This window comes from Agrobacterium sp. CCNWLW155 (assembly GCF_036888815.1).
Taxonomy (GTDB): domain Bacteria; phylum Pseudomonadota; class Alphaproteobacteria; order Rhizobiales; family Rhizobiaceae; genus Agrobacterium; species Agrobacterium radiobacter.
In genome coordinates this window covers 31,836-57,202 of sequence record NZ_JBAKFW010000003.1, presented here as the reverse complement: position 1 = coordinate 57,202, position 25,367 = coordinate 31,836, and the positions used below count along the sequence as shown (strand labels likewise).

Annotated in this window: 25 protein-coding genes; 11 read left to right on the top strand and 14 right to left on the bottom strand. The window is 59.8% G+C overall.

Annotation, left to right across the window (positions count from 1 at the left end; all coding sequences use genetic code 11):
• Positions 1 to 52: 52 nt before the first annotated feature.
• From V6S97_RS12855 to V6S97_RS12825, 7 genes are all read left to right on the top strand, one after another.
• A complete protein-coding gene (locus V6S97_RS12855; RefSeq protein ID WP_003507004.1) occupies positions 53 to 883 on the top strand; it encodes a DeoR/GlpR family DNA-binding transcription regulator in 831 nt (276 codons plus the stop codon).
• Positions 884 to 930: 47 nt separating this feature from the next.
• Positions 931 to 1,941, top strand: a complete 1,011-nt coding sequence (gene rhaS, locus V6S97_RS12850; RefSeq protein ID WP_003507005.1) for a rhamnose ABC transporter substrate-binding protein — start codon at positions 931 to 933, stop codon at positions 1,939 to 1,941.
• Positions 1,942 to 2,166: 225 nt separating this feature from the next.
• Positions 2,167 to 3,702 carry a sugar ABC transporter ATP-binding protein gene (locus V6S97_RS12845; RefSeq protein ID WP_003507006.1) on the top strand — a complete coding sequence of 512 codons (1,536 nt, stop codon included), beginning with the start codon at positions 2,167 to 2,169 and terminating at the stop codon, positions 3,700 to 3,702.
• A gap of 13 nt (positions 3,703 to 3,715) precedes the next feature.
• A complete protein-coding gene (locus tag V6S97_RS12840; protein WP_003507007.1) occupies positions 3,716 to 4,717 on the top strand; it encodes an ABC transporter permease in 1,002 nt (333 codons plus the stop codon).
• Positions 4,714 to 5,724 carry an ABC transporter permease gene (locus tag V6S97_RS12835; protein ID WP_003507008.1) on the top strand — a complete coding sequence of 337 codons (1,011 nt, stop codon included), beginning with the start codon at positions 4,714 to 4,716 and terminating at the stop codon, positions 5,722 to 5,724. The genes V6S97_RS12840 and V6S97_RS12835 overlap by 4 nt, the downstream gene beginning before the upstream one ends.
• Positions 5,725 to 5,727: 3 nt before the next feature.
• The gene (rhaM, locus tag V6S97_RS12830) at positions 5,728 to 6,051 is read left to right on the top strand and encodes an L-rhamnose mutarotase (protein ID WP_003507009.1); all 324 of its coding nucleotides are present in this window, start codon (positions 5,728 to 5,730) and stop codon (positions 6,049 to 6,051) included.
• The gene (locus tag V6S97_RS12825) at positions 6,048 to 7,430 is read left to right on the top strand and encodes an FGGY-family carbohydrate kinase (protein WP_113007383.1); all 1,383 of its coding nucleotides are present in this window, start codon (positions 6,048 to 6,050) and stop codon (positions 7,428 to 7,430) included. The genes rhaM and V6S97_RS12825 overlap by 4 nt, the downstream gene beginning before the upstream one ends.
• Before the next feature lie 55 nt (positions 7,431 to 7,485).
• On the opposite strand, the gene V6S97_RS12820 is transcribed toward V6S97_RS12825, so the two are convergent.
• From V6S97_RS12820 to V6S97_RS12805, 4 genes are all read right to left on the bottom strand, one after another.
• A complete protein-coding gene (locus V6S97_RS12820; RefSeq protein ID WP_003507013.1) occupies positions 7,486 to 8,322 on the bottom strand; it encodes an alpha/beta fold hydrolase in 837 nt (278 codons plus the stop codon).
• Positions 8,323 to 8,576: 254 nt separating this feature from the next.
• Positions 8,577 to 9,272, bottom strand: coding sequence for an FkbM family methyltransferase (locus tag V6S97_RS12815; protein WP_112295565.1), 696 nt, complete (start codon positions 9,270 to 9,272; stop codon positions 8,577 to 8,579).
• A gap of 161 nt (positions 9,273 to 9,433) precedes the next feature.
• Positions 9,434 to 11,356 (bottom strand): putative bifunctional diguanylate cyclase/phosphodiesterase, encoded by a 1,923-nt coding sequence (locus V6S97_RS12810; protein ID WP_223564893.1) that lies wholly within the window; start codon positions 11,354 to 11,356, stop codon positions 9,434 to 9,436.
• Between the two features lie 21 nt (positions 11,357 to 11,377).
• On the bottom strand, positions 11,378 to 11,884 hold the full coding sequence (locus tag V6S97_RS12805) for a molybdopterin-dependent oxidoreductase (RefSeq protein ID WP_003507019.1): 507 nt from the start codon (positions 11,882 to 11,884) through the stop codon (positions 11,378 to 11,380).
• Positions 11,885 to 12,500: 616 nt separating this feature from the next.
• Here V6S97_RS12805 and V6S97_RS12800 point away from each other — a divergent pair.
• Together V6S97_RS12800 and V6S97_RS12795 are read left to right on the top strand one after the other, a co-directional pair.
• Positions 12,501 to 13,937 (top strand): NAD-dependent succinate-semialdehyde dehydrogenase, encoded by a 1,437-nt coding sequence (locus V6S97_RS12800; protein WP_099087377.1) that lies wholly within the window; start codon positions 12,501 to 12,503, stop codon positions 13,935 to 13,937.
• Positions 13,938 to 14,087: 150 nt separating this feature from the next.
• Positions 14,088 to 15,185, top strand: coding sequence for a DNA alkylation repair protein (locus V6S97_RS12795; protein ID WP_111793832.1), 1,098 nt, complete (start codon positions 14,088 to 14,090; stop codon positions 15,183 to 15,185).
• Positions 15,186 to 15,192: 7 nt separating this feature from the next.
• Here V6S97_RS12795 and V6S97_RS12790 read toward each other — a convergent pair whose 3' ends face one another.
• The 5 genes from V6S97_RS12790 to V6S97_RS12770 all read right to left on the bottom strand — a co-directional run bounded on the left by V6S97_RS12790 (position 15,193) and on the right by V6S97_RS12770 (position 20,384).
• Entirely contained in the window at positions 15,193 to 16,218 is a 1,026-nt protein-coding gene (locus tag V6S97_RS12790; protein ID WP_087745830.1) for a sulfate/molybdate ABC transporter ATP-binding protein, read from the bottom strand.
• 5 nt (positions 16,219 to 16,223) lie between these two features.
• Positions 16,224 to 17,111, bottom strand: coding sequence for a sulfate ABC transporter permease subunit CysW (gene cysW, locus V6S97_RS12785; RefSeq protein WP_020012071.1), 888 nt, complete (start codon positions 17,109 to 17,111; stop codon positions 16,224 to 16,226).
• A gap of 3 nt (positions 17,112 to 17,114) precedes the next feature.
• Positions 17,115 to 17,954: a sulfate ABC transporter permease subunit CysT gene (cysT, locus tag V6S97_RS12780; RefSeq protein WP_080570316.1), complete on the bottom strand. Its 840-nt coding sequence runs from the start codon at positions 17,952 to 17,954 to the stop codon at positions 17,115 to 17,117.
• Positions 17,955 to 18,011: 57 nt separating this feature from the next.
• Positions 18,012 to 18,998, bottom strand: a complete 987-nt coding sequence (cysP, locus tag V6S97_RS12775; protein WP_003507029.1) for a thiosulfate ABC transporter substrate-binding protein CysP — start codon at positions 18,996 to 18,998, stop codon at positions 18,012 to 18,014.
• A 315-nt stretch (positions 18,999 to 19,313) separates the two neighbouring features.
• Complete coding sequence (locus V6S97_RS12770; protein WP_003507030.1) at positions 19,314 to 20,384, bottom strand: enoyl-CoA hydratase/isomerase family protein; 1,071 nt, start codon at positions 20,382 to 20,384, stop codon at positions 19,314 to 19,316.
• A 283-nt stretch (positions 20,385 to 20,667) separates the two neighbouring features.
• Between V6S97_RS12770 and V6S97_RS12765 the strand changes: the two genes are divergently transcribed.
• On the top strand, positions 20,668 to 20,925 hold the full coding sequence (locus tag V6S97_RS12765; protein ID WP_003507032.1) for a DUF2934 domain-containing protein: 258 nt from the start codon (positions 20,668 to 20,670) through the stop codon (positions 20,923 to 20,925).
• Between the two features lie 67 nt (positions 20,926 to 20,992).
• Here the strand turns inward: V6S97_RS12765 and V6S97_RS12760 are convergent, their stop codons facing one another.
• Positions 20,993 to 21,799: an SH3 domain-containing protein gene (locus V6S97_RS12760; RefSeq protein ID WP_003507035.1), complete on the bottom strand. Its 807-nt coding sequence runs from the start codon at positions 21,797 to 21,799 to the stop codon at positions 20,993 to 20,995.
• Positions 21,800 to 22,055: 256 nt separating this feature from the next.
• Here V6S97_RS12760 and ubiG point away from each other — a divergent pair, with 256 nt between their 5' ends.
• Positions 22,056 to 22,808 (top strand): bifunctional 2-polyprenyl-6-hydroxyphenol methylase/3-demethylubiquinol 3-O-methyltransferase UbiG, encoded by a 753-nt coding sequence (ubiG, locus tag V6S97_RS12755; RefSeq protein WP_003507037.1) that lies wholly within the window; start codon positions 22,056 to 22,058, stop codon positions 22,806 to 22,808.
• Between the two features lie 38 nt (positions 22,809 to 22,846).
• Here ubiG and V6S97_RS12750 read toward each other — a convergent pair whose 3' ends face one another.
• From V6S97_RS12750 to V6S97_RS12735, 4 genes are read right to left on the bottom strand one after another with little or no spacing between them, the layout of a single operon-like run.
• A complete protein-coding gene (locus V6S97_RS12750) occupies positions 22,847 to 23,275 on the bottom strand; it encodes a DUF1178 family protein (protein ID WP_003507039.1) in 429 nt (142 codons plus the stop codon).
• A complete protein-coding gene (locus tag V6S97_RS12745; protein WP_003507041.1) occupies positions 23,272 to 24,132 on the bottom strand; it encodes a carbon-nitrogen hydrolase family protein in 861 nt (286 codons plus the stop codon). Before V6S97_RS12745 ends, V6S97_RS12750 begins: the two co-directional genes overlap by 4 nt.
• Before the next feature lie 30 nt (positions 24,133 to 24,162).
• A complete protein-coding gene (grxC, locus tag V6S97_RS12740) occupies positions 24,163 to 24,417 on the bottom strand; it encodes a glutaredoxin 3 (protein ID WP_003507043.1) in 255 nt (84 codons plus the stop codon).
• 60 nt (positions 24,418 to 24,477) lie between these two features.
• Positions 24,478 to 25,269 carry a ComF family protein gene (locus tag V6S97_RS12735; protein WP_035213057.1) on the bottom strand — a complete coding sequence of 264 codons (792 nt, stop codon included), beginning with the start codon at positions 25,267 to 25,269 and terminating at the stop codon, positions 24,478 to 24,480.
• Positions 25,270 to 25,367 lie beyond the last annotated feature (98 nt).

Below are 25,367 nucleotides of genomic sequence, written 5' to 3'. Positions count from 1 at the left end.
TCTTGATTGACAACGTAAAGAGATTGCGAATAATCACGATCAGGAGGACCCCATGCACGAACGCGAACGCCATCGCATCATCTTGAGCGCCACACAGGAAAAAGCTGTCGTGACGGTGCAGGATATTGCCGAACTGACGGATGCGTCGGAAGCGACGATCCGCAGGGATATCGCGTCGCTGCACGTTCAGGGCAAGTTGCGCCGCGTGCGTGGTGGAGCCGAAGCGGTACATCCGCCGCAGCTCGGCAATCTCGCGGCAAGGCCGTTCCGTGTGTCCGAATCGGTCAACATCGACAAAAAACGCGCAATTGCGCGCAAGGCGGTTGATCTCTGCAATGATGGCGATGCGATCATCCTGAATGGCGGCACGACGACATTCCAGATGGTGCATTACATGGCGGCGCGCCGTCTGCAGGTGATGACCAATTCCTTCGCGATTGCGGAACATCTGGTCAAGCATTCCAAATGCAATGTCAGTGTGCCGGGCGGCGCGATCTATCGCGACCAGAGCCTCATCCTGTCGCCTTTCGAGAATGATGCGATCCGCAATTTTTATGCACGACGCATTTTTCTCGGTGCGCAGGGCGTGGGTGCGCTCGGCATCATGGAATCCGACGCACTGGTCATCCAGAGCGAGCAGAAGCTGATGCGGCAGGCGGAAGAACTGATCGTGATGGTCGATTCTTCGAAATTCAGAAAACGATCCAGCCTCATTTTATGTCCGCTCGAAAACGTCTCGACCATCATTACCGATGACGGGATTTCCGATGAGGCGGCGAGGATGGTGGAAGACGCCGGCGTCGAATTGCTGATCGCCGGCGCGGTGAAGGATGGCAAGACAGCCACCCCATCGGATGAAGAGGATTCTTCTTCGGTCGCCTGAGGAGCACCGGAGGGAGGAAAAAGGTTCAAAACGGGAGGAAAAGGGACATGAAACTTACACGCAGAACATTGACGAGCGCTCTGGCGCTCAGCGCGGCGCTCTCCGTCGCTGGACTGGGCGGCGTTGCCCAGGCAGCCGATGTGAAGATCGCACTGGTGGTCAAATCGCTCGGCAACGGCTTTTTCGAAGCCGCCAACAAGGGCGCGCAGGAGGCCGCAAAAGACCTCGGCGGCGTCGAGATCATCTATACCGGCCCGACCAGCACCACGGCGGAAGGCCAGATCGAAGTCATCAATTCGCTGATCGCGCAGGGCGTCGATGCCATCGCCATTTCCGCCAATGACCCCGACGCCGTGGTTCCGGCGTTGAAAAAGGCGGCGCAGCGCGGCATCAAGGTCATCTCCTGGGATTCCGGCGTAGCGCCTGAGGGCCGCATTCTCCAGCTCAACCCCTCGTCCAACGCACTGATCGGCAAGATGTGCCTGCAGCTTGCCGCATCACATCTGGAAGGCGGCAAGGGTGATTTCGCCATTCTTTCGGCCACCACCACCTCCACGAACCAGAATATCTGGATCGACGAGATGAAAAAGCAGCTGAAGGATTTCCCCGGCCTCAACCTCGTCACGACAGTTTACGGTGACGACCTTGCCGACAAGAGCTACCGCGAAGCGCAGGGCCTGCTTTCCTCGCAGCCGAATGTGAAGGTCATCGTCGCACCGACGACGGTTGGCGTTCTCGCCGCCTCGCAGGCCGTGAAGGATGCGGGCAAGATCGGCCAGGTGTTTGTGACCGGCCTTGGCCTGCCGTCCGAGATGGCCGGCGCCATCAAATCAGGCGCAACCAAGGAATTCGCCATCTGGAACCCGATCGACCTCGGTTATTCCGCCACCCAGATCGCCTATCGCCTCGTAAAGGGCGAAGCCGATGGCAAGCCGGGCTCGGAAATCGAAGCTGGCCGCATGGGCAAGATCAAGGTTGGCGAAAACAGCGAAGCTGCTATGGCCGATCCCTTCGTTTATGACGCGAAGAATATCGATCAGTTCTCGAAGATTTTTTGACCTGGGTAGCAGCTGACGGCGGGTGGAGGGTTACCCCCCTCTGCCCTGCCGGGCATCTCCCCCTCAAGGGGGGAGATCGGCCGGAAGAGAACGCTCGCTTATCCTCAACGTTGGAGATGGCCGAGAGGTCGCCACATATCGATCTCCCCTCTTGAGGGGGAGATGCCCGGCAGGGCAGAGGGGGGTGCCCCTCACCGCTTCAATCAAAACTGACCGGTAAGACGGATGATGCGTATCGAAACGAAAATTTTAGATGTCGTCGAGGCTTCAAATTCAACGCCCATTCTGGAAATGCGCGGCATCAGCCAGATATTCCCCGGCGTCAAAGCCCTGGATGGCGTCGATATCGCGCTTTATCCCGGCAAGGTCACCGCTCTGATCGGCGAGAACGGTGCTGGAAAATCCACGCTCGTCAAAATCCTCACCGGCATCTATCGCCCCAACGAGGGTGAAATCCTTCTCGATGGCCAGCCTGTCCATTTTCACAGCGCGCAAGACGCCATCGATGCCGGTGTCACCGCCATTCACCAGGAAACCGTGCTGTTCGATGAGCTTTCCGTGGGCGAAAACATCTTCCTCGGTCATGCGCCAAAAGGCCGTTTCGGCCTCATTGACTGGAAGACCATCAATGCCCGCGCAAAGGTTCTGCTGGAACAGCTCGAAAGCACCATCGATCCGACGATCCGGCTGAAGGACTTGTCCATTGCCCAGCGCCATCTCGTCGCCATCGCCCGCGCGCTGTCGGTCGAGGCGCGCATCGTCATCATGGACGAACCGACGGCTGCTCTTTCCCGCAAGGAAATCGACGACCTCTTCCGCATCGTCGAAAATCTGAAGCGGCAGGGCAAGGCGATCCTCTTCATCAGCCACAAGTTCGACGAAGTCTATGAGATCGCCGAAAATTACGCCGTGTTCCGGGACGGCAAGATGGTCGGCGCGGGCAATCTCGCCGCCACGCCGCAGGACGAAATCGTACGCCTGATGGTCGGCCGCGATGTCACGAACGCCTTTCCGAAACAGGCCGTCACCCTCGGCCCGACGGTTCTGTCGGTCCGCGACTATTCGCACCAGACCGAATTCCGCGATATTTCGCTCGATCTGCGCAAGGGCGAAATTCTCGGCCTTTACGGGTTGATCGGCGCCGGGCGTTCGGAACTGTGCCAGTCGCTTTTCGGCATTACTCGCCCGGCCTCCGGACAGATTACCCTCAATGGCGAACCGCTCGTCATCCGTTCGCCGGAGGATGCGATCCGCGCCGGTATCGTTTATGTGCCGGAAGAGCGCGGCCGCCACGGTCTCGCGCTCGAAATGCCGATTTACCAGAACATGTCGTTGCCCTCCCTCACGCGAACCTCGCGCAAGGGATTTCTGGCCGCGGCCAATGAATTCGCGCTGGCGCGCAAATATGCCTCGCGGCTCGATCTGCGCGCCGCCGCCCTCTCGGTGCCCGTCGGCACGCTTTCGGGCGGCAACCAGCAGAAGGTGGTGATCGGCAAATGGCTCGCCACCCAGCCCAAGGTCATCATTCTCGATGAACCCACCAAGGGCATCGACATCGGCTCCAAAGCCGCCGTGCATGGCTTCATCAGCGAGCTTGCCGCCGAGGGGCTCTCCATCATCATGATTTCATCCGAACTTCCCGAAATCCTCGGCATGTCCGACCGCGCCATCGTGATGCGCGAAGGCCTGATGGCGGGCCAGTTCGAACGCGCCGATTTTTCTCCGGAAAAGCTGGTGCGCGCCGCCACCGGCAATGCCTGAGAGGGGCAAAACCATGCAACGTCTACTCAAAAATCGCGAATGGCTGCTGGCGGGTATCATCCTCATCATGATCGCCGGTTTTGCGCTGCGCGCCCCCGGTTTCGGCCGGCCGGCCAATCTCGTCAATATCTTCAACGATACTTCCATCCTTATCATTCTGGCGCTGGGCCAGATGGCGGTCATTCTCACCAAATCCATCGATCTCTCCGTTGCCGCCAATCTCGCCTTTACCGGCATGGCGGTGGCGATGACCAATGCCGCCTTTCCGGGCATTCCGTTGCCGCTTCTCATCGTCATGGCGGTCGGCATCGGCGCTTTTCTCGGTTCGCTTAACGGCGTGCTCGTCTGGTGGCTCGGCATTCCGCCCATCGTCGTCACGCTCGGCACGCTTACCATCTATCGCGGCATGGCATTCGTGCTTTCGGGCGGCGGCTGGGTGAATGCGCACCAGCTTTCGCCGACCTTCCTCAATGTGCCGCGCACCATGATCCTCGGCATGCCTGTCCTTTCCTGGGTGGCGATCCTCATCATCGCTGGCGCCTGGCTGGTGCTCAGCCGCACCTCCTTTGGCCGCTCGGCCTATGCGTCGGGCGGTAATCCGAGCGCGGCCGTCTATGCGGGCATCGATGTGGGCCGCACGCGCTTCTTCGCCTTCGTGCTGTCAGGCGCACTTGCCGGCCTCGCCAGCTATCTCTGGGTATCGCGTTATGCGGTTGCCTATGTCGACATCGCCGCCGGTTTCGAGCTGGACAGCGTGGCGGCGAATGTGATCGGCGGCATCTCGATTGCCGGCGGCATCGGCTCGGTGGCAGGTGCGGTGCTCGGCGCGCTGTTCCTCGGCGTCATCAAGAACGCCCTGCCCGTCATCGGCATCTCGCCCTTCGCGCAGATGGCGATTTCCGGCGTAGTGATCGTGCTCGCCGTCGTCTTCAACGCCCGCGCCGAAGCCAGAAAAGGCCGCATCATCCTGCGTGACCGAGCCGCAGCCGATCAGGCCAAGGAGGCCGCAGCATGAGCACGCCATCTCAACCGACGCAGAACGCGCGCATCATTCCAGACAAGCTCGGCACGCCACTACGCCGCATCATGGCCAGTTGGGAAGTGCTGCTGCTTGGCGTTGCGATCCTCATCTTTATCGCGAATTCGCTGGCCTCGCCCTATTTCCTCAATGCCTGGAACCTGTCGGACGCGACCTTCAATTTCACCGAAAAGGCGATTATCGCCTTTGCGATGGCGCTGCTGATCATCGCCGGCGAAATCGATCTTTCCGTCGCCGCCATCATTGCGCTCGCCTCCACCGCCATGGGCGCTGCGGTGCAGATGGGCATCGGCACGCCGGGCCTCGTCGCCATCGGCATCGGCACCGGGCTTTTATGCGGGGCCTTTAACGGTTTTCTGGTCGCAGGGCTGAAACTGCCGTCCATTGTCGTCACCATCGGCACGATGAGCCTGTTTCGCGGCATTTCCTACATGGTGCTGGGCGATCAGGCCTATGGCAAATACCCGGCCGATTTCGCCTATTTCGGTCAGGGTTACGTCATCTCCGTCATTTCCTTCGAATTCGTGCTGTTCATCGTCATGGCAATCCTCTTCGCCATCCTGCTGCACGCCACCAATTTCGGCCGGCAGGTCTATGTGATCGGCAACAACCCGTTCGCCGCCCGTTTCTCCGGCATTCCCGTTGAACGCGTGAAGTTCATCCTGTTCCTGCTCACCGGCCTAATGAGCGGCATCGCCGCCGTCTGCCTCACCTCGCGCCTCGGCTCCACCCGCCCGTCGATCGCTCAAGGGTGGGAGCTTGAGGTGGTGACGATGGTGGTGCTGGGCGGCGTTTCCATTCTCGGCGGTTCCGGCACCATCGCAGGTGTGGTCATCGCGGCCTTCGTCATGGGCCTCGTCACCTTTGGGCTTGGGTTGCTCAATGTGCCTGGTATCGTCATGTCGATCTTCGTCGGCCTGCTTTTGATCATCACCATCGCCATCCCCATCGTTGTGCGCCGCCTTCGGGCCATGAGAGGCTGAGCCATGCCGGAATTCGAAAAACACGCCTTCAGGATGAAACTCTTTGCCGGAAAAGAGGCCGAATATAAAAAGCGCCATGACGAGATATGGCCGGAACTGGTGGCGCTGCTGCATGAGGCGGGCGTCAGCGATTATTCCATCCATCTCGACCCGGAAACCAGCATCCTTTTCGGCGTGCTGACGCGGCCGAAGAACCACGGCATGGCGTCACTGCCCGACCATCCCGTGATGAAGAAGTGGTGGGCGCATATGGCTGACATCATGGAGAGTAATCCGGACAATTCGCCCATTGCGAAAGATCTGGTGACGGTGTTCCATCTGCCATGACCGACAGCATCAAACCGGGCCGTGTCGCGGTCATCGATATCGGCAAGACCAATGCCAAGGTCGTCGTCATCGACACCGGCAGCGGCGAGGAGATTGCTGCCGAGAAACAGGCGAACCCTGTCCTTCGCGATGGAATTTATCCGCATTACGATGTGGAAATGCTCTGGCGCTTCATTCTCTCCGCCCTTCAGCGGTTCGGCCAGCAGCACGGTTTCGATGCGATTTCCATCACCACCCATGGCGCTTCGGCAGCGCTTCTCGATGGGACCGGCGATCTCGCCATGCCCGTGCTCGATTATGAACACAGCTACCCCGCAGCCATTCAGGAAGCCTATCGTGGCATCAGGCCTGATTTTGCCGAGACCGGCTCACCGCAGCTTCCCGCCGGGCTGAACCTTGGCGCGCAAATCCATTTCCAGAAAGAGGCCTTTCCGGACGATTTCTCCAGAGTGCGAAGTATCGTCACCTATGCGCAATATTGGGCGGGGCGGCTGACCGGCGTTCAGGCCACGGAAACGACCTCGCTCGGCTGCCATACGGATCTCTGGAGCCCGCGGCGGAAGAGTTTCTCCTCGCTCGTCGCGCGTCTCGGCATCGAGCAGCTGATGGCGCCGGTTCGCCCCGCTTTTGATGTGCTGGGAACAATCCGCCCATCGCTGGCAATGGAAACCGGCCTTTCGCCGCATATGCCGGTCTATTGTGGCATCCACGATTCCAACGCGTCGCTCCTGCCGCATCTTCTGCGCCGGGACGGTGATTTTTCGGTCGTCTCCACCGGCACCTGGGTGGTGAATTTCGCCATTGGCGGCGCGGCGGGTGCGCTCGATCCCACCCGTGACACACTCCTGAATGTCGATGCTTTCGGCCGTCCCGTTCCCTCCTCCCGCTTCATGGGCGGCAGGGAATATGAAATGCTCGCGCAACAATTAGGGGCAGCGGAAGACGAAGCGATAGACGCGGCGCTCAGCGACGTGGTTGCCAGAGGCATGATGCTGCTGCCGAGCGTCGTCAGCGGCTCCGGTCCATTTCCCGACAAGGCGGCGCGCTGGATCGGCGATGAAAATGCCACGGCTGCGGAACGGCACGCGGCGACGTCGCTTTATCTTGCCCTGATGACGGAATTCAGCCTTTCGCTCATCGGGCGGAAAGGTCCAATCCTTGTGGAAGGCCCCTTCGCCAGCAACGCCTTTTATCTGAAGGCGCTGGCCGGCTTTGCAGAGACGGAAGTAACGGCAGTCGAAGGGTCTACCGGCACCAGCGCAGGCGCGGCCCTGCTCACCGGCATCAAACCGCTTGCCGGTCGCGAGCGCCATTTCACGCCGCACGATATTCCCGGCCTCACTTCTTACCGCGATGCCTGGCGGGGCCGTCTGGCCTGATGCGAAACAAAAAATGCGGCCGAATGATCGGCCGCATTATGATTTTGCAGAAGTATCAGCCCTTGATGAAGGCCAGGAGATCGGCGTTCAGCACATCGGCGTTGACGGTGAGCATGCCGTGCGAGAAACCGGGATAGGTCTTCAGCGTGCCGTTCTTCAGGAGCTTCACGGCCTTCAGTGCAGAGTCGGCAATCGGCACGATCTGGTCGTCTTCGCCATGCAGCACCAGCGTCGGAACGCTGATATTCTTCAGGTCTTCGGTCTGGTCGGTCTCCGAGAAGGCCTTGATGCCATCGTAATGGGCCTTTGCGCCGCCCATCATGCCCTGACGCCACCAGTTCTGGATAACGCCTTCATGAACGGTCGCACCATCGCGGTTGAAGCCGTAGAACGGGCCGGCTGGCACATCGCGGAAGAACTGCGCGCGGTTTGCGGCGAGCGAAGAACGGAAGCCGTCAAAAACCTCCATCGGCAGGCCTTCCGGATTGGCCTCGGTCTTCAGCATCAGCGGCGGCACGGCGGAAACGAGAACCGCCTTGGCGACACGGCCGGCGGGTTCGCCATGTTTGGCAACATAACGGGCAACTTCGCCACCGCCGGTGGAGTGGCCGATATGGACAGCATTCTTCAGATCGAGAGCTTCGACGACGGCAAAGGCGTCGGCGGCGTAGTGGTCCATATCGTGACCGTCGGCAACCTGGGCGGAACGGCCATGACCACGGCGGTCATGGGCGACGACGCGAAAACCCTTGGAAACGAAGAACAACATCTGCGCATCCCAGTCATCGGAGCTGAGCGGCCAGCCATGGTGGAACATGATCGGCTGAGCGTCCTTCGGGCCCCAGTCCTTGTAGAAGATTTCGGTTCCGTCTGTCGTCTTAACAAAGCCCATGATCGTTTCTCCTTCGGTTGCGTTGGCATCTCCGGTGCAGCCTGTTGTGCGCCGGTTTGATGGAGGGATGATGACGCAGGATAACGGTTGCGACAATTGCAACAATAATTGAGAATGAATTGCTGTTTATGAAATTATCTTTTCGAACCGCATACCCGTTCCGGCACACGCGTCGACCCGCTCCACGCCCTCATGCACAGGTAAGAACGAGATGACAGGCGGACGGTTCCTTGAATTCGACGCGACCCTCGGCCTCAGTCAACCTCGGGATCGTATTCTCTCGGGCTCTCGTCCTTCGAGAACAGGACGCAGGGCCCGCGTGAACCGCGCGGATCATAGGCATATCCCTTGGCGGTCAACGCCTGCATGATATCGCGAACCCCGGCGAGACCGTAAAGATGGTCATGCAGCTCCACGAATATCCGCTCCACGCCGGTCAGATCGGCCCTGCCGAGCAGGTCGCGTTCCGCGCCCTCGATATCCATGACAAGCGCGGTAATGCCCCGGCTGGCGATAAATTTATCGATATTGGCGGAGGAGATTTCGATGCGCTTTTCATAGGGGCCCTGTTTTTCGTCCATGGACGACATCCAGAGATCCTTGCGAACGTAAAAAGAATAGGAGCTCGGCTCGTCGGCGGTAAGAAGTCCCTGCGAAAACACGACATTACCGCGGCAATTCGCCTTGATCACCCGCTCTGCCAGCGCCGCCGTGGAGGGGTTGGCCTCGAAAGCCCAGACGGAAACGTCCTCAATGCCAGCAATGATCGACGTGATGATCCCGATACCGGAGCCCAGCTCCAGCACACGATCGCCGGGCTTGATGGCTTTCAGGACGCTGCGGGCCTCTTTCGCCTCGTAGCTGCCGTCGGTCAGCGCCTGCCAGATGACGGGCGACACCTCGTCGGAAGAAAGAGGCAGGGCAACTCCATGCACGTCCAGTATTTCCATGTCTCAAGCCTTTTCGCAAAACCCGGCCGCTTCGTCGGAATGATCCCATATCGACCGGGAATGCTCTACAGCATCGTTGCGGCAACCGGTATCGGTTTTCGCAAGCAACAATATGACTTGGTAAAAATTCAAGATACGGCCGCCGTCAAACAGGCCCCGTCTCAGACGGAACTCCAGGCCACCAGCTCCTTGGCCGGCAATGGCCTGCTGATCAGATATCCCTGAACCTGATCGCATCCCAGACGCCTGACGCATTCATATTGCTCTTCCGTCTCGATACCTTCGGCAATCGTCGTCATCCGCAGACTGCGACCGACACCGACCACGAATTCCACGATCGCCAGCGCATCGCGGTCGCTGGTGATATCGCGCAGGAACGAGCGGTCGATCTTGATCTTGTCGAAGGGTACGCCGCGCAAGTTGGCGAGCGATGAATAGCCGGTGCCAAAATCATCCATGGCGATCTTGATGCCGACGGCCTTCAGCCGCGACAGCGTATTGATCGTCTGGTCGCTCTTGTTGAGCAGGATCGATTCGGTGATTTCAAGCTCAAGCCGGCTCGGCTCCAGCCCGCTTTTCTCAAGCGCGCCCATGACGTTCTGGATGAGACTGGTGCTGTGGAACTGAACCGGCGACAGATTGACGGCCACCTTCATGTCCTCGTCCCAGCCCATCGCCTCGCGGCAGGCGGTCTCCATCACCCATTTTCCGAGCGAATGGATGAGACCGGTTCTTTCCGCCACGGGAATGAAAACGCTGGGCGGCACATCGCCCCGCACCGGATGTTTCCAGCGCAGCAGCGCCTCGAAGCCGCAGAGCTTGCGGGTCTGCGTCGCCACCTGCGGCTGGTAATAGACTTCCATCTCGTCGTTCTGCAGCGCGGTCTGCAGATCGGCCTCGAAGGATTTCTTCTCGGTCAGCTGTTTCTGCATGCGGACCTTGAAAACGCTCGCCCGGCCGGGGCCGATAGCCTTGGCCTCATAAAGCGCCAAGTCGGCACGCTTGAACAATTCATCCGCATCGACGGCGCCGTGCGAAATGGCGATGCCGATGCAGGTGCCAATTTTGACCTCCTGCTCACCCAGCTGGTAAGTGCGGCTGATCTGGTCGATGAGCTTGGTGGCAAGGCGGCGGGCGGCGTCCTCGTTCAGATCGTCGGAGACGACGGCGAATTCGTCGCCGCCCAGACGGCAGACCATGTCATAATCACCACCGATGGCCGAAAGGCGCTGCGCCACGGCCTGAAGCAGCGCATCGCCCGCATCGTGGCCGAGCGTGTCGTTCACGTCCTTGAAGCCGTCGAGATCGAGGAGAAGGATGGCCGTCGTTCCCGTACCGCCGAAGGATCGGCGCAATCTCTCGATCAATTCCTGCCGGAACAGCGCGCGGTTCGGCAGGCCCGTCAGCGCATCGTGATAGGCATCATGCTCGAGCCGGACATTTTTCGCCTGCAATTCCAGCGTGGCGGCACGTAGATCGTCCGTCAGGCCGCGCATGCTTTTCTGCGCGCGGTTCAGGAGGTCGTTCTGGCGAAGCAGCAATATGACAAGTGCTATACCGCACAGGATGAGGCCGCCTGCCAGCGCGGTGTAAACGATATGCAGCTTGCGCACATCCTCATGGGCCGTATCGATGAGATTGACGTCATAAGCGACGGAAGACGAGGCCAGCGTCGTCATCGGCGCGTCAAGTGCGCTCATTGCCGAAAGCAGATCCGGCACATCGGCCGGATTAAGGTTGTTCACCTGCTGCTCCAGACGGGCCAGAACGGCATCAAGACGGGTCACTAGATCCCGCCACTGCTGCTTTTCGTCAATGAAGGCGCCCAGATTGCCCTGCTTCAGAAGCTCAAGGCGGCTCAGCATGATGTCCAGACGCAGTTGCAACTCGTCCCGGTCGATCTTGCCGGGATTGAGCGCAAAGACGGCCAGCTTGTTCTGGAGGCGCAGATATTCGGCTACGGTCTGGCTGACGGCCCAGGAATCATTGTAGCGGGCGAATTTCTGCAGAGCGGTCTGCCGCTCGGCAATGACGAAAGCGATATAGCCCGTTGCCAGGACGAAGCAACAGATGATCACCGCCACAAGTTTTCGCAAACGGCACCTTTATTCCACTATCAGTTTGGCAACTTGCCATGCGGACCGCGAATAATAGGTCTGCTTCTGCAGCTCCGGGTCGCTGTCATAGGGATAGATGACGAACAACGGGCCTTTTTCGCGAACTGTCATGTAATTGCCATCCAGCTTGATCGCCAGGATAACGTTAAATTTCTTAAAATCTTCAATAGGTATCGTGCTGACATAATCGTTGAGAGCGACCGCCGTGACGCTGGTGCCCTTTGCACCGACGACATCCATCAGTTTCGCCAGCGAGACACCATCGAAACGGACACGGCCATCATGCCAGGGCGTCGTCGTCTCCACCGTCTCCATGCCGAGCGCTTCCAGCATGTCACGATCAAATACCGCGGCGCCATCGGCATTCGTATTACTGATGTTTCCGGATATGGTTAATATCGGCTTTCCCTGCGGTTTGGCAATTTCCCCGGCTTCGGCACAGGAAAGCCACGCAAGCGACAAGAACGCACTGAGAAGTACCCGGGCGAAACTCATACTTTTTCTCCATCGATAACGTTCAGGTCGAGGGTTTTCACCAACCTTTGAAGGTCAAGGGAACCGACGTTAGCAATATATATCAGGAACTGATGTTATATCCTCACTGAGATTTTATCCGTATTTTCTCTAGGTTTTGAGTAAACCCTTTGGATAATTTTTCCGTCTTATTGTAGTTTTTTACACTCGACGCCCTGTTATGACGCAGGCGGCAAGCCCCGGAGACCCCTCCCGATAATTCGTCAGGTGCGACAAAGGCCGAATTGTGGCGAGAGCCTCGCCGTCGCCGCACAGGTTCATCTGATTCGCGTGAGGCGGCCGGGCAGGCGTCGCCCCATCTCCGCGCCGGATTGAAATGACGAATGACAAATTCCACATCATAGAAAAATCATCACGATTGCCGGAGCACACGGTTGAAACATACCGCCCGGAACTTAATATAAAGGCTGTCGTTTCCGTTTCCGGCAATTCCAGAAGCCTCTTGTCGGAAATATCCAGACACATGTTCCGCGCAGCGAAAGCCGCGATGCCGGTTTCATCCGGCCAGGACAATTCTGTTCACGTCTCCGGGCCGGACGGCTTCCGCCGTATCGGCCGCATCATGAAGGTAGCCCCTATGCACACCTATCCCGACATCAAACTTCTCATTGATGGCGAATGGCGAGACGCCGTTTCCGGCAAGACGATCGCCGTGTCCGATCCGGCAACCGACGAGATCATCGGCGCGATCGCGCACGCCGAGAAGGAAGACCTCGATCTGGCGCTTGCCGCCGCCGAGCGCGGTTTCAAGCTGTGGCGCGACACCTCCCCCTTCGAGCGCTCGAAGATCATGCGCAAGGCTGCCGATATCCTGCGCGAGCGCAAGGACAAGATCGCCTATATCATGACCCGCGAGCAGGGTAAGCCGCTGGCGCAGTCGGGCACCGAAATCATGGGTGCCGCTGATACCATCGACTGGTTCGCGGAAGAAGCACGCCGCACCTATGGCCAGGTCATCCCGGCCCGCGCGAGCGGCGTTTCGCAGCTTGCCATCAAGCTGCCGGTCGGCCCTGTGGCGGCGTTCACGCCGTGGAACTTCCCGATCAACCAGATCGTCCGCAAGCTTTCCGCAGCGCTCGCCACCGGCTGCTCCATCATCGTCAAGGCGCCCGAGGAAACACCGGCATCGCCGGCCGAACTCATTCGCGCCTTCGTGGATGCGGGCGTGCCTGCCGGCGTCATCGGTCTCGTTTACGGTGTTCCATCCGAAATTTCGGAATATCTGATCCCGCATCCGGTCATCCGCAAGATTTCCTTCACTGGTTCCACGCCCATCGGCAAACATCTGGCCGCACTTGCGGGCAAGCACATGAAGCGCGCCACGATGGAACTGGGCGGCCACGCGCCTGTCATGATCTTTGACGATGCCGATATCGACAAGGCGATCGAAGTGACCTCGCTTGCCAAGTTCCGCAATGCCGGTCAGGTCTGCGTCGCCCCCACCCGCTTCCTCGTGCAGGACGGCGTGGCCGATCGCTTCCTTGAAGGTTTCGTGGAAGCGACGAAGGCCATCAAGGTCGGCAACGGTCTCGAAGATGGCGTCATCATGGGCCCGCTCGCCAATGAGCGCCGCATTCCGGCACTGGAAGGCCTCATCAGCGACGCCGTTTCCCATGGCGCAGAATTGAAGACCGGCGGCCGTCGCATCGGCAACAAGGGCAATTTCTTCGAGCCGACGGTTCTCGCCAATGTGCCCACCACCGCCAAGATCATGAATGACGAGCCCTTCGGCCCGGTCGCGATCATCAACCGCTTCTCGAGCTTCGATGACGCCATCACCGAAGCGAACCGCCTGCCCTTCGGCCTTGCATCCTACGCCTTTACCGGTTCGGTCAAGACCGCGCACGCACTTGGCCAGCAGGTAGAGGCCGGCATGCTGACCATCAACCATAATGGCCTTGCGCTTCCCGAAGTCCCCTTCGGCGGCATCAAGGATTCCGGTTATGGCACGGAAGGCGGCTCGGAAGCGGTTCAGGCCTATCTGGAGACCAAATTCGTCAGCCAGATGAGCTGAAGTTAGTTTGTCACGAAACTTCTTCTCCCCGTCGGGGAGAAGAAGTAAGCGGTACCCACTCGGTCCGTCAGCACTCTTCGAAAGTTGCTCAGCCCTTGCCTCCAGCCTCATCCTGCCCTAAAAGAACAAAAAGTGAACTTTGAGGGCAATATGAGCGACACGGCGGCACCTTCATTGAAGGAAATCTTCAACCGCGAGAAACTGCGGCACATCGCCGATCAGACCAGGGCCGTCCATCCGCAGTTTGACATCTCAGCCTTCATGGCGCTCGCCACCGAAAACCTCGAGGCCTTGGGGATCATGCAGCGTATGCGGCAGGTGGCGACGAGCCTGCATGCGACACTTCCCGGCGACTATGCCCGCAACATCGAAATCCTGACCGCCGCAGCGCCGGGCATCGGCAACGGTTTTGCCTCCATTTCGCTGCCGGAATATGTGGCGCTCTACGGCCTCGATGATTTCGATCTTTCCATGGAAGCGCTGCATTATTTCACCCGTTTCGGCTCCTCGGAATTCGCCATCCGTCATTTCCTGCAAAGGGATATGGCCCGTACCCTTGCCGTGATGGAGACATGGTCACGACATGAAAACGAACATGTGCGGCGGCTGGCGAGCGAGGGCTGCCGGCCGCGCCTGCCATGGTCATTCCAGCTCAAACCCCTGATCGACGATCCATCCCCGGTCACTGGTATCCTCGAGGCCATGAAAGCTGATGAGGCGCTTTATGTGCGCAAATCCGTCGCCAATCATCTGAACGACATCACCAAGGACAATCCCGCTTTCGTGCTGGCGCTCATCGATGCATGGCCGAAGGAAAACCCGCATACGCGCTGGATTACACGCCAAGCCCTGCGCACGTTGATCAAGAAGGGCGACGCCGCCGCGCTTGCCCATCTTGGCGCACATGAGGAAGCGGAAATTGCACTTGCGGCATTTCAGGTTACGCCGGACAAGGTGGCTCTCGGCAACCCTGTGCGGATTTCAGCCTCTTTCACCTCGACGGCGAAACGCCCGCAGAAACTGGTGATCGACTACGCCGTGCACTACGTGAAGAAGAGCGGCGACGCCTCGGCGAAAGTCTTCAAGTGGAAAGAAATCGAGCTTCAGCCCGGTGAGACATGCGCGCTGTCGATCAGCCGCGCCATACGCGATTTCACCACCCGCAAACACTATCCCGGCCTTCACAGGGTTGAGCTGATGATCAACGGCAAGCTTGTGGCAGAAAGCGCCTTCGAGCTTGTGAGCTGACAACGGCTCATGCCGCCGGGAAAATCTTCGCCCGGCGGATGATGACGGAACCGCGGTCACCGGCGGCGACGTCGTTTTCCGGCGGCACGTCAAATTCCAGGATGTCGCCGCCATCGGTGCTGGCGATTACCCGGCGTTCACCCGCCCGGTCGAGAACCCGCGCCACCGAGGCCGGAATGCCCTCATGCAGATCTTCCCATTCGAGATCGCCGGGGCGGGCATAGATATCCACGACGCCATCTCCCTGCGCATAGGAGAAAGGCAGCTCATTGTCACCGACATAGACCTTGCCGCCGCGCGCCACGCCGGAGACCCGGTTGGCATCACCCAGAAAGCGCATGACGAAGGCGCTGTTCGGCTGGCGGCAGACCTCCTTCGGCGTGCCCTCCTGTACGATTTCGCCCTGATTGAGGATGACAACACGATCGGCAAGATCGAGCGCCTCTTCCTGGTCATGCGTCACGAAAATCGTGGTGATGCCGAGCGAATCGTGAATCTCGCGCAGCCAGCGGCGAAGGTCGCGGCGCACATTGGCGTCCAGCGCCCCGAAAGGCTCATCGAGCAGAAGTACCTTTGGATCGACCGAAAGCGCACGCGCCAGCGCCACGCGCTGCCGCTGCCCGCCGGAAATCTGCGCCGGGAAACGGTCGCCCAGACCATCAAGCTTCACCAGCCGCAAAAGCTCCCCAACGCGGGCGTCGATCGCCGCCTTGTCCCGCTTCACCTTCGAGACCTTCATGCCGAAAGCGATGTTTTGATGCAGAGTCATATGCGGGAAAAGCGCATAATGCTGGAACACAAAACCGACGCCGCGGTCACGCACCGGAATATTGGTGGCGTCCTCGTCGCCGAAAAAGATACGGCCGCCATCGCTATATTCGAGACCGGCGACCATGCGCAAAATCGTCGTCTTGCCGGAGCCTGAGGGACCGAGCAGTGCCAGAAGCTCGCCGCTTTCGATATCCAGCGAAACATCGCGCACGGCGCGGAAGGTATCGAAGGTCTTCACCACATTTTCGAGGCGGATTTTCATGGGAATCAGGTCTCCGTGGCGATGGCGGCGTCGCCGTTGGTCTTCTTGGCCCCGCGCCCGGCGCCGCGTCGTTCCAGCGCCACCTTGGCGATGATGGTGACGACGGCGAGCAAGGCAAGGATGGAGGCTGACGCGAAGGCGCCGGCCGTCTGGTAGTCGTGGTAAAGCAGCTCGATATGCAGCGGCAGCGTATTGGTCTGGCCGCGAATATTGCCCGATACGACCGATACCGCGCCGAATTCACCCATCACGCGGGCGTTGCACAGCACGACGCCATAAAGCAGCGCCCATTTGATATTCGGCAAGGTCACCGAAAAGAAGGTGCGCCAGCCGGATGCGCCAAGCGAGGTCGCCGCCTCCTCAAGATCACGGCCCTGCGCCTGCATCAGCGGGATCAGTTCGCGCGCCACGAAAGGCGCAGTCACGAACATCGAGGCGATGACGATGCCGGGAAGCGCGAAGAGTATCTTGATATCATGCGCATCGAGGAACGGGCCGAACAACCCCTGAAGGCCGTAAACGAAGAGATAGGCGACGCCGGCGACGATCGGTGAAATGGAAAAGGGTATTTCGATCAGCACCAGCAGGAAACGCCGGCCCGGGAAATCGAACTTGGTGATCGCCCATGCCGCCGCGACCCCAAAGGCGGTATTAACAGGCACGGCGATCAGCGCCGTCAATACCGTCAGCATGATGGCGTGGCGGGTATCGGGATGGGTGATGGTAGCGGAATAGACCTTCCAGCCCTGCGAAAAGGCCTCGACGCCGATGATGACAAGCGGTGCGACGACCAGCAGGGCGCCTATGACGAGCACGAAGGCGATCAGGCTGCGGCGAACAAGAGGCGCATCACCAACACGCGGCGGCTTGCGATGTGAAGAAACGGCACTCATGTTTCAGCCCCTCACCGTGTAACGAAGCGCACGCGCCTGCAGGTAATTGGTCACCGCCAGCATCACGAAGGCGGTGATGAGCAGCACGGAGGCGATGGCGGCGGCCGCCTGATAATCATATTCCTCCAGCCGGATGAAGATCAGCAGCGCGGTGATCTCCGTCGAAAACGGCTGGTTGCCGGCGATGAAGATGATCGCCCCGAATTCGCCGAGGCTGCGGGCGAAGGACAGCGACAGACCGGCGAGCAACGCCGGCGTCAGGAGCGGCAGGATGATCTTGCGGAAAATCTCGAGATCGGAACCGCCGAGCGATTGCGCCGCCTCTTCCAGCGCCGGATCAAGGTCTTCCAGCACTGGCTGCACGGTGCGCACGATGAAGGGCAGGCTGGTGAAGGCCATCGCCACCATGATGCCAAGCGGCGTATAGGCCACCTTGATGCCGAACTGGGAAAGCACCGAGCCGAACCAGCCATTGCCCGCAAAAAGCGTCGTCAGCGCAATGCCGGCAACGGCGGTGGGAAGCGCAAACGGCAGATCGACGATGGCGTCCACGATGCGCCAGCCGGGAAAGCGGTAACGTGTCAGCACCCAGGCAAGCGCCACCCCGAAAATGACGTTGAACAGCGTGGCGGCCAGCGCACAGAGCACGGTAACACGATAGCTGGCGACGGCGCGCGGAGAAGAGATGATCGACCAATATTCGGCAGGGCCTAGGCTTGCCGCCTTGAACACCAGCGCCGAGAGCGGCAGAAGCACGATGATGGCGACGTAAGTCAGGGTAACGCCAAGGGACAATTTCAGCCCCGGCAGAACATTCCGTTTCAAACCCCGCCCCCAATTCATCAAAAAGCGACCCGGCAGTTTCCCGCCGGGTCTTCTATCTGTTCTTTGTCGTTGTGATTAACGGCTGCCGTAAAGCGTATCAAGCGTCGCGCCGGATGCAAAATGCTCTTTCTGAATTTTGTCCCAGCCGCCGAAGACATCATCGACGTTGACGAGGCGAATGGCCGGGAACTTGTCCTTGAACTCGCCAACGACCTTTTCATCGTGAACGCGGTGGCCAAATTCGGCGGCGATGCGCTGGCCTTCCTCGGTATAGAGAAAGTCGAGATAGCTCTTCGCCAGATCACGCGAGCCGCGCTTGTCGACCACCTTATCCACCACGGCCACCGGGAATTCGGCGAGCAGGCTGACGGAGGGCACAACGCCTTCCACCTTGTCGGCGCCATATTGCTTGGCGATGCCGCGGGTCTCGGCTTCGAAGGTGATCAGCACGTCGCCGATCTCGCGTTCCACGAAAGTGGTGGTGGCGGCGCGGCCTCCGGTGTCGAAAACCGGCGTATTGTCGAAGATTTTCTTGACGAATTCCTGGACCTTCTTCTCGTCGCCGTTGAACTTCTCCTTGGCGTAAGCCGTGGCGGCGAGATAGGTGTAACGGGCGTTACCCGAGGTCTTCGGATTGGGGAAAACGATCTTCACATCGTCGCGGGCAAGATCGTCCCAGTCCTTGATACCCTTGGGATTGCCGGCGCGCACGAGGAAGGACGGGAAGGAATAGAACGGCGATGCGTCGTTCGCAAAATCCTTCTTCCAGTCGGCGGAAACGAAGCCCTGCTTCACCAGAAAATCGACATCGGTCACCTGGTTGAAGGTGACAACATCAGCTTCAAGACCCTCGACAATGGCGCGCGCCTGCTTGGAGGTGCCGGCATGCGACTGATCGACGGTTACGCCCGGATGCTGCTTGATAAACGCCTCGTTCTCGGCCGCAAAAACTTCGCGGGCGACATCGTAGGATGCGTTGAGGATGGTGGTCGGAGACTGCGCCTGCGCCGCACCTGCAAAAAGAGCGGCAAAAGCAGTACCGATAATGAGAAGACGTTTCATGAATACCCCCGGCAATTCGAATGGTGTTCAACATAGCGGGCGGCGGCAACGCCCGCGAGAAACAACTGTGCCTTGCAGGGGTATGGATTGGAAATTTCACCCAAAGAATAAGCACTCAAAAGGTGATGATTTCATATAGGGCAAGAAGCCGAATTTCTTTTGCGTCACCCTTCCCAAAATCTCGGAGAGAACCATGAAATTCATTACGCCCGCAACATGTATTCGCATTGAGCGTAGCCCTCGTCCTTGTGCTTGTCACAGGAATGAGGGCGGAGATTCGCCAGTCTCCAGGCAACAGGCGCGGTCTCCACTGATCTAAAGGCGATGATCGGGAAACAGATTGCCGGAATGCCCGGCAAAATAGGGCGCCAGATTCTCCTCCCGCACCTCTTCCAGCCGCGCCGGTTGCCAGCGGGGATTGCGGTCCTTGTCGATAAGGGCCGCACGCACGCCTTCGTAAAAATCGTGCTGGCGCAATATCTCCGTGCCGGCGGCAAATTCCCGCTCTAGGCATTCGATGAGGCTCGCACTTTCCCGACCGAGGCGCAGCAGCTTCAGGGTCAGTTTCAGACTGGTGGGAGAGCGCTTTTGCAGGACCTCAAGGGTCTCGCGCGAAAACGCATCTTGGCGCGCCGAAAGCGCGGCGAAAATCTCCTCAACCGTGTCGAAGCGGAATGTCGCGTCGATAATATCCCGATTTATGGATAAAACGCCTTCATCGGCCTCAACCGCCTGCGCCATGATCGCCGTCTCGATGCTGTCTATATCCGCCGCTTGCGACAGGTTCTGGACCAGACCGTCGAGACGGTCCGAAGGAACAATATAATCGGCAAAGCCGGCGTAGATGGCATCAGCGGCCGTAACCGCGTTGCCCGTCAGCCCCAGCCAGGTGCCGCATTCGCCCGGCGCTCGTGGCAGGAGCCAGGAGCCGCCAACGTCAGGGAAATAACCGATGCCTGTTTCCGGCATGGCGAGTTTTGTGCGTTCCGTGACGATGCGGTGGCTGCCATGGGCTGAAATACCGACGCCGCCGCCCATGACGATGCCGTCCATCAGGGCAAAATAGGGCTTGCTGAAGCGGGCGATGCGATAGTTGAGCGGAAATTCTTCCCGCCAGAAATCAAGCACCTGGGGGTCGCCGGCCTTGCCAAGATCATGAATGATGCGAACATCGCCCCCGGCGCAAAGCCCCCTGTCGCCTTCCCCGGTCAACACCACGCAGGCAACACCGGCATCCTCCTCGAAACGCTGAAGCGCCTGAAACAGGCCGCGAACCATCGGCAACGTCAGGCTGTTGATCGCCTTCGGGCGGTTGAGGCGAATGATGCCAGCCCCTCCCCGCTTCTTGACGATGACCTGCGCATCCGCTTCCGTTGTCTGTTCCAAGACCGCCTCCTCCGCTGCCCATTCATCCGGCCATCTTGGCGGCCTTGGGCCGATCACGCAACGTTGATCTTCTCTTGTAGGAACGTCTTTCGCCCAAACCGCTTTAACGGGGACAAAATGCCAGAAATCCGTTTTTGCAATGCAGCATGTTTGCTTGACGCCCGGAAAATCATGGCATGTAATGGGCTCTGGAAATGCCGGCATTGATTCCTGTCGAGCGTGTGCCGGACCAAGCGGAATGTCGCCTTCTCAAAGGCGCTGTAAACAGCAACGGGAGACGAGCATGCAGGTTTCGGAACACGAATGGATCAGCAAACGGGCATATACACTCTGGGAAAAGGAAGGCCATCCCACTGGGCGCGACGCGCACCACTGGGAACAGGCCAGACATGAATTTTCGCTGCTGAAGACATCGGAAGCGACAAAACCCGCAACGCGCAAGAAGGCCGCTCCCAAGGTCGCGGCTGCCGATGCCGCACCGGATGCAGAAACCCCGGCGAAACCCAAGAGCCGTGCCCGCAAGGCTGCCGCCACGAAATAAGGGCTCGTGCCGTTAAGCTGAAGCCACCAATGAAAAAGCCCGACGAAATTCGCCGGGCTTCGTCTGTTTAGCGCGGGTCACAACCCGGATCGCCGACCCGGCAGCCATCCCGGAGGTTTTCCGACGCAGGCGCACGGCGCGGGTCATCCCACTGGCGACGCTCGGCAGGAAGCCGGCCCTCATTCTGATTTGGCTGGCGATCGCGATTGCGATCCCGGTTCTCATCTTCGAAGCGCCGGCGATCGTCATCGCGACGGGGCCTGTCCTGATTTCTGTCGCCCTGGTTCCAATCGCCATAACGACGTTCCCAGCGTCCGTCATTCGGACCGCCACCCTGACGGGGATCGCGCCACTCGTCACGACGACCATCACGCCAGTCATCCCGGCGTCCGTCACGCCACTCGTCACGCGGACGCGGGCGATCCCATCCGGCACTCGGCGGCGGGGCGTTCCAGTAACCGCCTGATGGCGGCGGACGACGCCAGCGGTCACGCTCGCGGTAGAAGTCGCGGTCGCGATAATAGCGGTCCCAATAACGGCCGACTTCGAAGGTGATAACCGGCACGCCGAGATCGCGGTAATAACGCGGTTCGACATAGACCCGGTTCTGCCGGTAGGTCGTGGCTATGTAACGCCCGGCTACCCAGCCGCGACCACCCACGAACGCGACATCGCACCAGGGCGTGTCGGAAAGGCAGCCATGGACGGTGAGCGGCGCGCCATTCGGGATCACCACAACAGCCGGATAGGCCGTGCTCGGGCCGGAGCGCATATTCACATTCGCGGTGGCGAAACCGCGCGTCGCAGCTTCGGCAAGTGCCGGCGCGGCGAGCATGGCCACCAGCGCAATTGCGCCAAACAGTTTTTTCTTCACTTCTTTCTCCTCAAGCAAAGGCCCGCTTTGCCCTTGTCGGCATCCACCACTTCGATGGACGAGTATGCGTTCCGCATACTGCCACGATCGGAAAATACGCGTTGCTGCATGAACGCAGCATGAAACAAATGAGACGCCTCATCAGTTCCACCTGCGGCAATGAGCGCCCGACAAATTGCCGCCGGAATGGACCGCCGGTCTTGACTTCGGGGGGCAATCATCCGACTTCAATGCAACAGCAATATGGAGCAGAACCATGAGCGAAACCGCACAGACGACCGTCGACCAGAGCGAAGTGGATCGCTTCTCCGCGATGGCTGCGGAATGGTGGAGCCCGACCGGCAAGTTCCGCCCGTTGCACAAGTTCAATCCGGTGCGGCTCGAATATATCCGCAACCGGATCTGCGACAATTTCGGCCGCGACCCGAAGGCGCACCGCCCGCTGGAAGGGCTGCGCATATTGGATATTGGCTGCGGCGGCGGCCTTCTCTCCGAACCCGTTGCGCGCATGGGCGCGGATGTTGTGGGCGCCGATCCCTCGGAAAAAAATATCGGCATCGCTTCCACCCACGCCCGCGAAAGCGGGGTCAGCGTTGACTACCGCGCCGTGACCGCCGAACAGTTGCAGGAAGCTGGCGAGACCTTCGACGTCATCCTCAACATGGAGGTGGTCGAACATGTGGCCAATGTCGATCTCTTCGTCACCACCTGCGCAAAAATGGTGCGACCCGGGGGCCTGATGTTCGCCGCCACCATCAACCGCACGCTCAAAGCCCGGGCACTGGCAATCTTCGCCGCCGAAAACGTGCTGCGCTGGCTGCCGCGCGGCACGCACCAATATGAAAAGCTGGTTCGCCCGGAAGAGCTCGAGAGGCCGCTGGTGGCAAGCGGCATGGATATCATCCACCGCACCGGCGTGTTCTACAACGTGCTGCAGGACCGCTGGAATCTTTCACCTGACATGGAGGTCAACTACATGATGCTGGCGAAACGACCGGCGCAAGGCTAACGCGGGGCGCTATGTGAGTGATGTCGTTCTAAAGAAATTCAGTTGACGTCATCAGGCAAGACCGGCAGCGGCGCGATCTCTATACCCTCATCCAGCAGGGCCTTGGCTTCCTGCGCAGAGGCATTGCCGATGATGCCGCGCTCATCCGCTTCGCCATAATGGATCTTGCGCGCCTCTTCGGGAAATTTATCGCCGACATCCTCGGCATTGGCGCGGATATTGGCGACAGCCTCGCGGATTTTCGCCATCGCCTCTTTCCTGGCCGTATCCATGGCGAGCGTCTGGCGTTCGTCTTTCTTGCGGGCGGTGGAGACCGAGGGCGCCATCAATAGCTTGGAGACCTGCACGGAATTGCAGACCGGGCAGGACAGGAAACCGCGCTGCAACTGATTGTCGAAATCGTCGCTACCGGCAAACCAGCCTTCAAACTCATGGCCCTTTTCACAGGCCAGCGCATAACGGATCACGCCGCTTCACCTCCGGCAGGTTTCAGGGGAATGACGGTGTCCAGTCCGAACTCGCGAGCATTGCGCAGATTGGGAATCTTGCCACGCGCAGCCGCGACCAGCGACGTGTCGATCTCGGCGATGATTATCTCTTCTCCAGCGCCGCCGGCAATGGCCAGAACCTTGCCCCAGGGATCGATGATGATGGAATGGCCAAAGGTCTCGCGCCCGTCCTCATGCACGCCGGCCTGCGCGGCAGCAATGACAAAAGCGCCATTTTCAATGGCGCGGGCGCGCAGCAGGATCTCCCAATGCGCCTCCCCCGTCTGCCGGGTGAAAGCCGCCGGAACCGTCAGAACCTCTGCACCGGCCAGTGCTTCAGCGCGAAAAAGCTGCGGAAAACGGACGTCGTAACAAATCGCAAAGCCGAATTTCGCCAGCGGAAGTTCAGCGATACGCGCCACCTCGCCGGGTTGATAAGCAGCGCTTTCGCGCCAGCTTTCACCATTGTCGAGATCGACATCGAACATATGGATCTTGTCATAGCTGCAGATGCGCGAACCATCCGGCGCGAAGAGAAAACCGCGATTGGCGATCTTGCCATCCGGCCGGGCAATCGCGGTCGAGCCGACATGGACATGAATGCCGAGTTCGCGGGCGAGACGCGCGGCCGTCGCAACGATGATATCGCCATCGTCATCCTGCAATTGCGCACGCAACGCCTGCCTGTCCTTCTGGATGGCGCCCGTCATTTCCGGGGTCTGCACATAAACGGCGCCCTCGGCTGCAGCCGCCCGCACCAACCGTTCCATATCGGCGGCGTTTTTTGCCGGGTCGACGCCGGAACGCATCTGAATGGCGGCAGCCTTGAAACTCATCATATCCTCCATGCCCGCAAATCGGGCCGATCAGGCGGCCAGCAGCACGTCCAGTTTGCCGGCGCGCTCCAGCGCGTGCAGATCATCACAACCGCCCACGTGCTGGCCATTGATGAAGATTTGCGGGAACGTTGTACCGCCGGATTTTTCGATCATTTCCTGCCGGTATTCGGGCGTCGTCGTGGCGTTATATTCGGCGTAATCCACGCCCTTGCTGTCCAGCAGCGCCTTGGCGCGCGCGCAATAACCACAAAAATCCCGCGTATAGATCGTTACCGGTGCCATGTTTTCAAAGCCCTCGCAAACGTGCGGTAAAACGCACGATAAAGTCATGTCATTCAGGTTTCATATAGGGCCGGAAATGGCCATTGCAAAGGTCAAAACCGTCACATCCACGGCACCGGCCTTGCGCAGGGCGCGGCTTGCCGCACCCACCGTCGCACCTGTCGTATAGACATCATCCACCAGCACCACGCGCTTGCCATGGACATCGGTTTCCCGGCCGGGCGCGAGCGCGAAAGCGCCGCGCATATTGTCCTGTCGGGCAAGTGCCGAAAGCCCCACCTGCCGCTCGGTCGGCTTCACGCGCAACAGCGTGCCGGCAAGCAAGGGCTTGTCGGCGGCCTTGGCCAGATGCCGTGCCAGCTCGGCGGATTGATTGAAACGGCGGCGCAGGAAACGGTGACGATGCAACGGAACGGGCACGATGCAATCACAGTCACTCACCGTTCCGTCACTTGCCCTCAGCATCCACAGCGCCATCAGTCGGGCGAGATCGGTCCGGTCCTGATATTTCAGCCGGTGCACGAGCTTGCGGGCGGTTCCCTCATGGCTTGCGACGGCACGCAGCCGGTCAAAGGGCGGCGGTTCGGCAGTGGCCCGCGCGCTCACAAAACCGCTTCCATGATCCCGTGCGAAGGGAATGCCCAGAACCTCGCAAAAGGGGCGATCGATAAAGCCCACATCCCGCCAGCAATCCGCGCATAAGGCGCCCTCGCCGCCGGTCATGCGGGTGCAGCCCGCACAGGTTGGCGGGTAGACCATACGGAAGAACGCGCGCCATATGTCTCCTGCTGCCGCCGGCACGGCCGCGGACTTCGATAGCAACCCCGAAAACAGACTTTCACCAGCACCCATGAGGTTGACTTTACCGCCGAACGGGTGCCTTTGCGAGAGCGATAGTTCCGTCCCGTCACCGGGAGAACGATGCCCGCAGCGGCATGACAGTAACGATA

Excerpts from the sequence above, each read along its gene's own strand:
- V6S97_RS12855 (WP_003507004.1), top strand. The coding sequence starts at position 53 with ATGCACGAACGCGAACGCCATCGCATCATCTTGAGCGCCACACAGGAA.
- rhaS (WP_003507005.1), top strand. The coding sequence starts at position 931 with ATGAAACTTACACGCAGAACATTGACGAGCGCTCTGGCGCTCAGCGCG.
- V6S97_RS12845 (WP_003507006.1), top strand. The coding sequence starts at position 2,167 with ATGATGCGTATCGAAACGAAAATTTTAGATGTCGTCGAGGCTTCAAAT.
- V6S97_RS12840 (WP_003507007.1), top strand. The coding sequence starts at position 3,716 with ATGCAACGTCTACTCAAAAATCGCGAATGGCTGCTGGCGGGTATCATC.
- V6S97_RS12835 (WP_003507008.1), top strand. The coding sequence starts at position 4,714 with ATGAGCACGCCATCTCAACCGACGCAGAACGCGCGCATCATTCCAGAC.
- rhaM (WP_003507009.1), top strand. The coding sequence starts at position 5,728 with ATGCCGGAATTCGAAAAACACGCCTTCAGGATGAAACTCTTTGCCGGA.
- V6S97_RS12825 (WP_113007383.1), top strand. The coding sequence starts at position 6,048 with ATGACCGACAGCATCAAACCGGGCCGTGTCGCGGTCATCGATATCGGC.
- V6S97_RS12820 (WP_003507013.1), bottom strand. The coding sequence starts at position 8,322 with ATGGGCTTTGTTAAGACGACAGACGGAACCGAAATCTTCTACAAGGAC.
- V6S97_RS12815 (WP_112295565.1), bottom strand. The coding sequence starts at position 9,272 with ATGGAAATACTGGACGTGCATGGAGTTGCCCTGCCTCTTTCTTCCGAC.
- V6S97_RS12805 (WP_003507019.1), bottom strand. The coding sequence starts at position 11,884 with ATGAGTTTCGCCCGGGTACTTCTCAGTGCGTTCTTGTCGCTTGCGTGG.
- V6S97_RS12800 (WP_099087377.1), top strand. The coding sequence starts at position 12,501 with ATGCACACCTATCCCGACATCAAACTTCTCATTGATGGCGAATGGCGA.
- V6S97_RS12795 (WP_111793832.1), top strand. The coding sequence starts at position 14,088 with ATGAGCGACACGGCGGCACCTTCATTGAAGGAAATCTTCAACCGCGAG.
- V6S97_RS12790 (WP_087745830.1), bottom strand. The coding sequence starts at position 16,218 with ATGAAAATCCGCCTCGAAAATGTGGTGAAGACCTTCGATACCTTCCGC.
- cysW (WP_020012071.1), bottom strand. The coding sequence starts at position 17,111 with ATGAGTGCCGTTTCTTCACATCGCAAGCCGCCGCGTGTTGGTGATGCG.
- cysT (WP_080570316.1), bottom strand. The coding sequence starts at position 17,954 with ATGAATTGGGGGCGGGGTTTGAAACGGAATGTTCTGCCGGGGCTGAAA.
- cysP (WP_003507029.1), bottom strand. The coding sequence starts at position 18,998 with ATGAAACGTCTTCTCATTATCGGTACTGCTTTTGCCGCTCTTTTTGCA.
- V6S97_RS12765 (WP_003507032.1), top strand. The coding sequence starts at position 20,668 with ATGCAGGTTTCGGAACACGAATGGATCAGCAAACGGGCATATACACTC.
- ubiG (WP_003507037.1), top strand. The coding sequence starts at position 22,056 with ATGAGCGAAACCGCACAGACGACCGTCGACCAGAGCGAAGTGGATCGC.
- V6S97_RS12745 (WP_003507041.1), bottom strand. The coding sequence starts at position 24,132 with ATGAGTTTCAAGGCTGCCGCCATTCAGATGCGTTCCGGCGTCGACCCG.
- grxC (WP_003507043.1), bottom strand. The coding sequence starts at position 24,417 with ATGGCACCGGTAACGATCTATACGCGGGATTTTTGTGGTTATTGCGCG.
- V6S97_RS12735 (WP_035213057.1), bottom strand. The coding sequence starts at position 25,269 with ATGGGTGCTGGTGAAAGTCTGTTTTCGGGGTTGCTATCGAAGTCCGCG.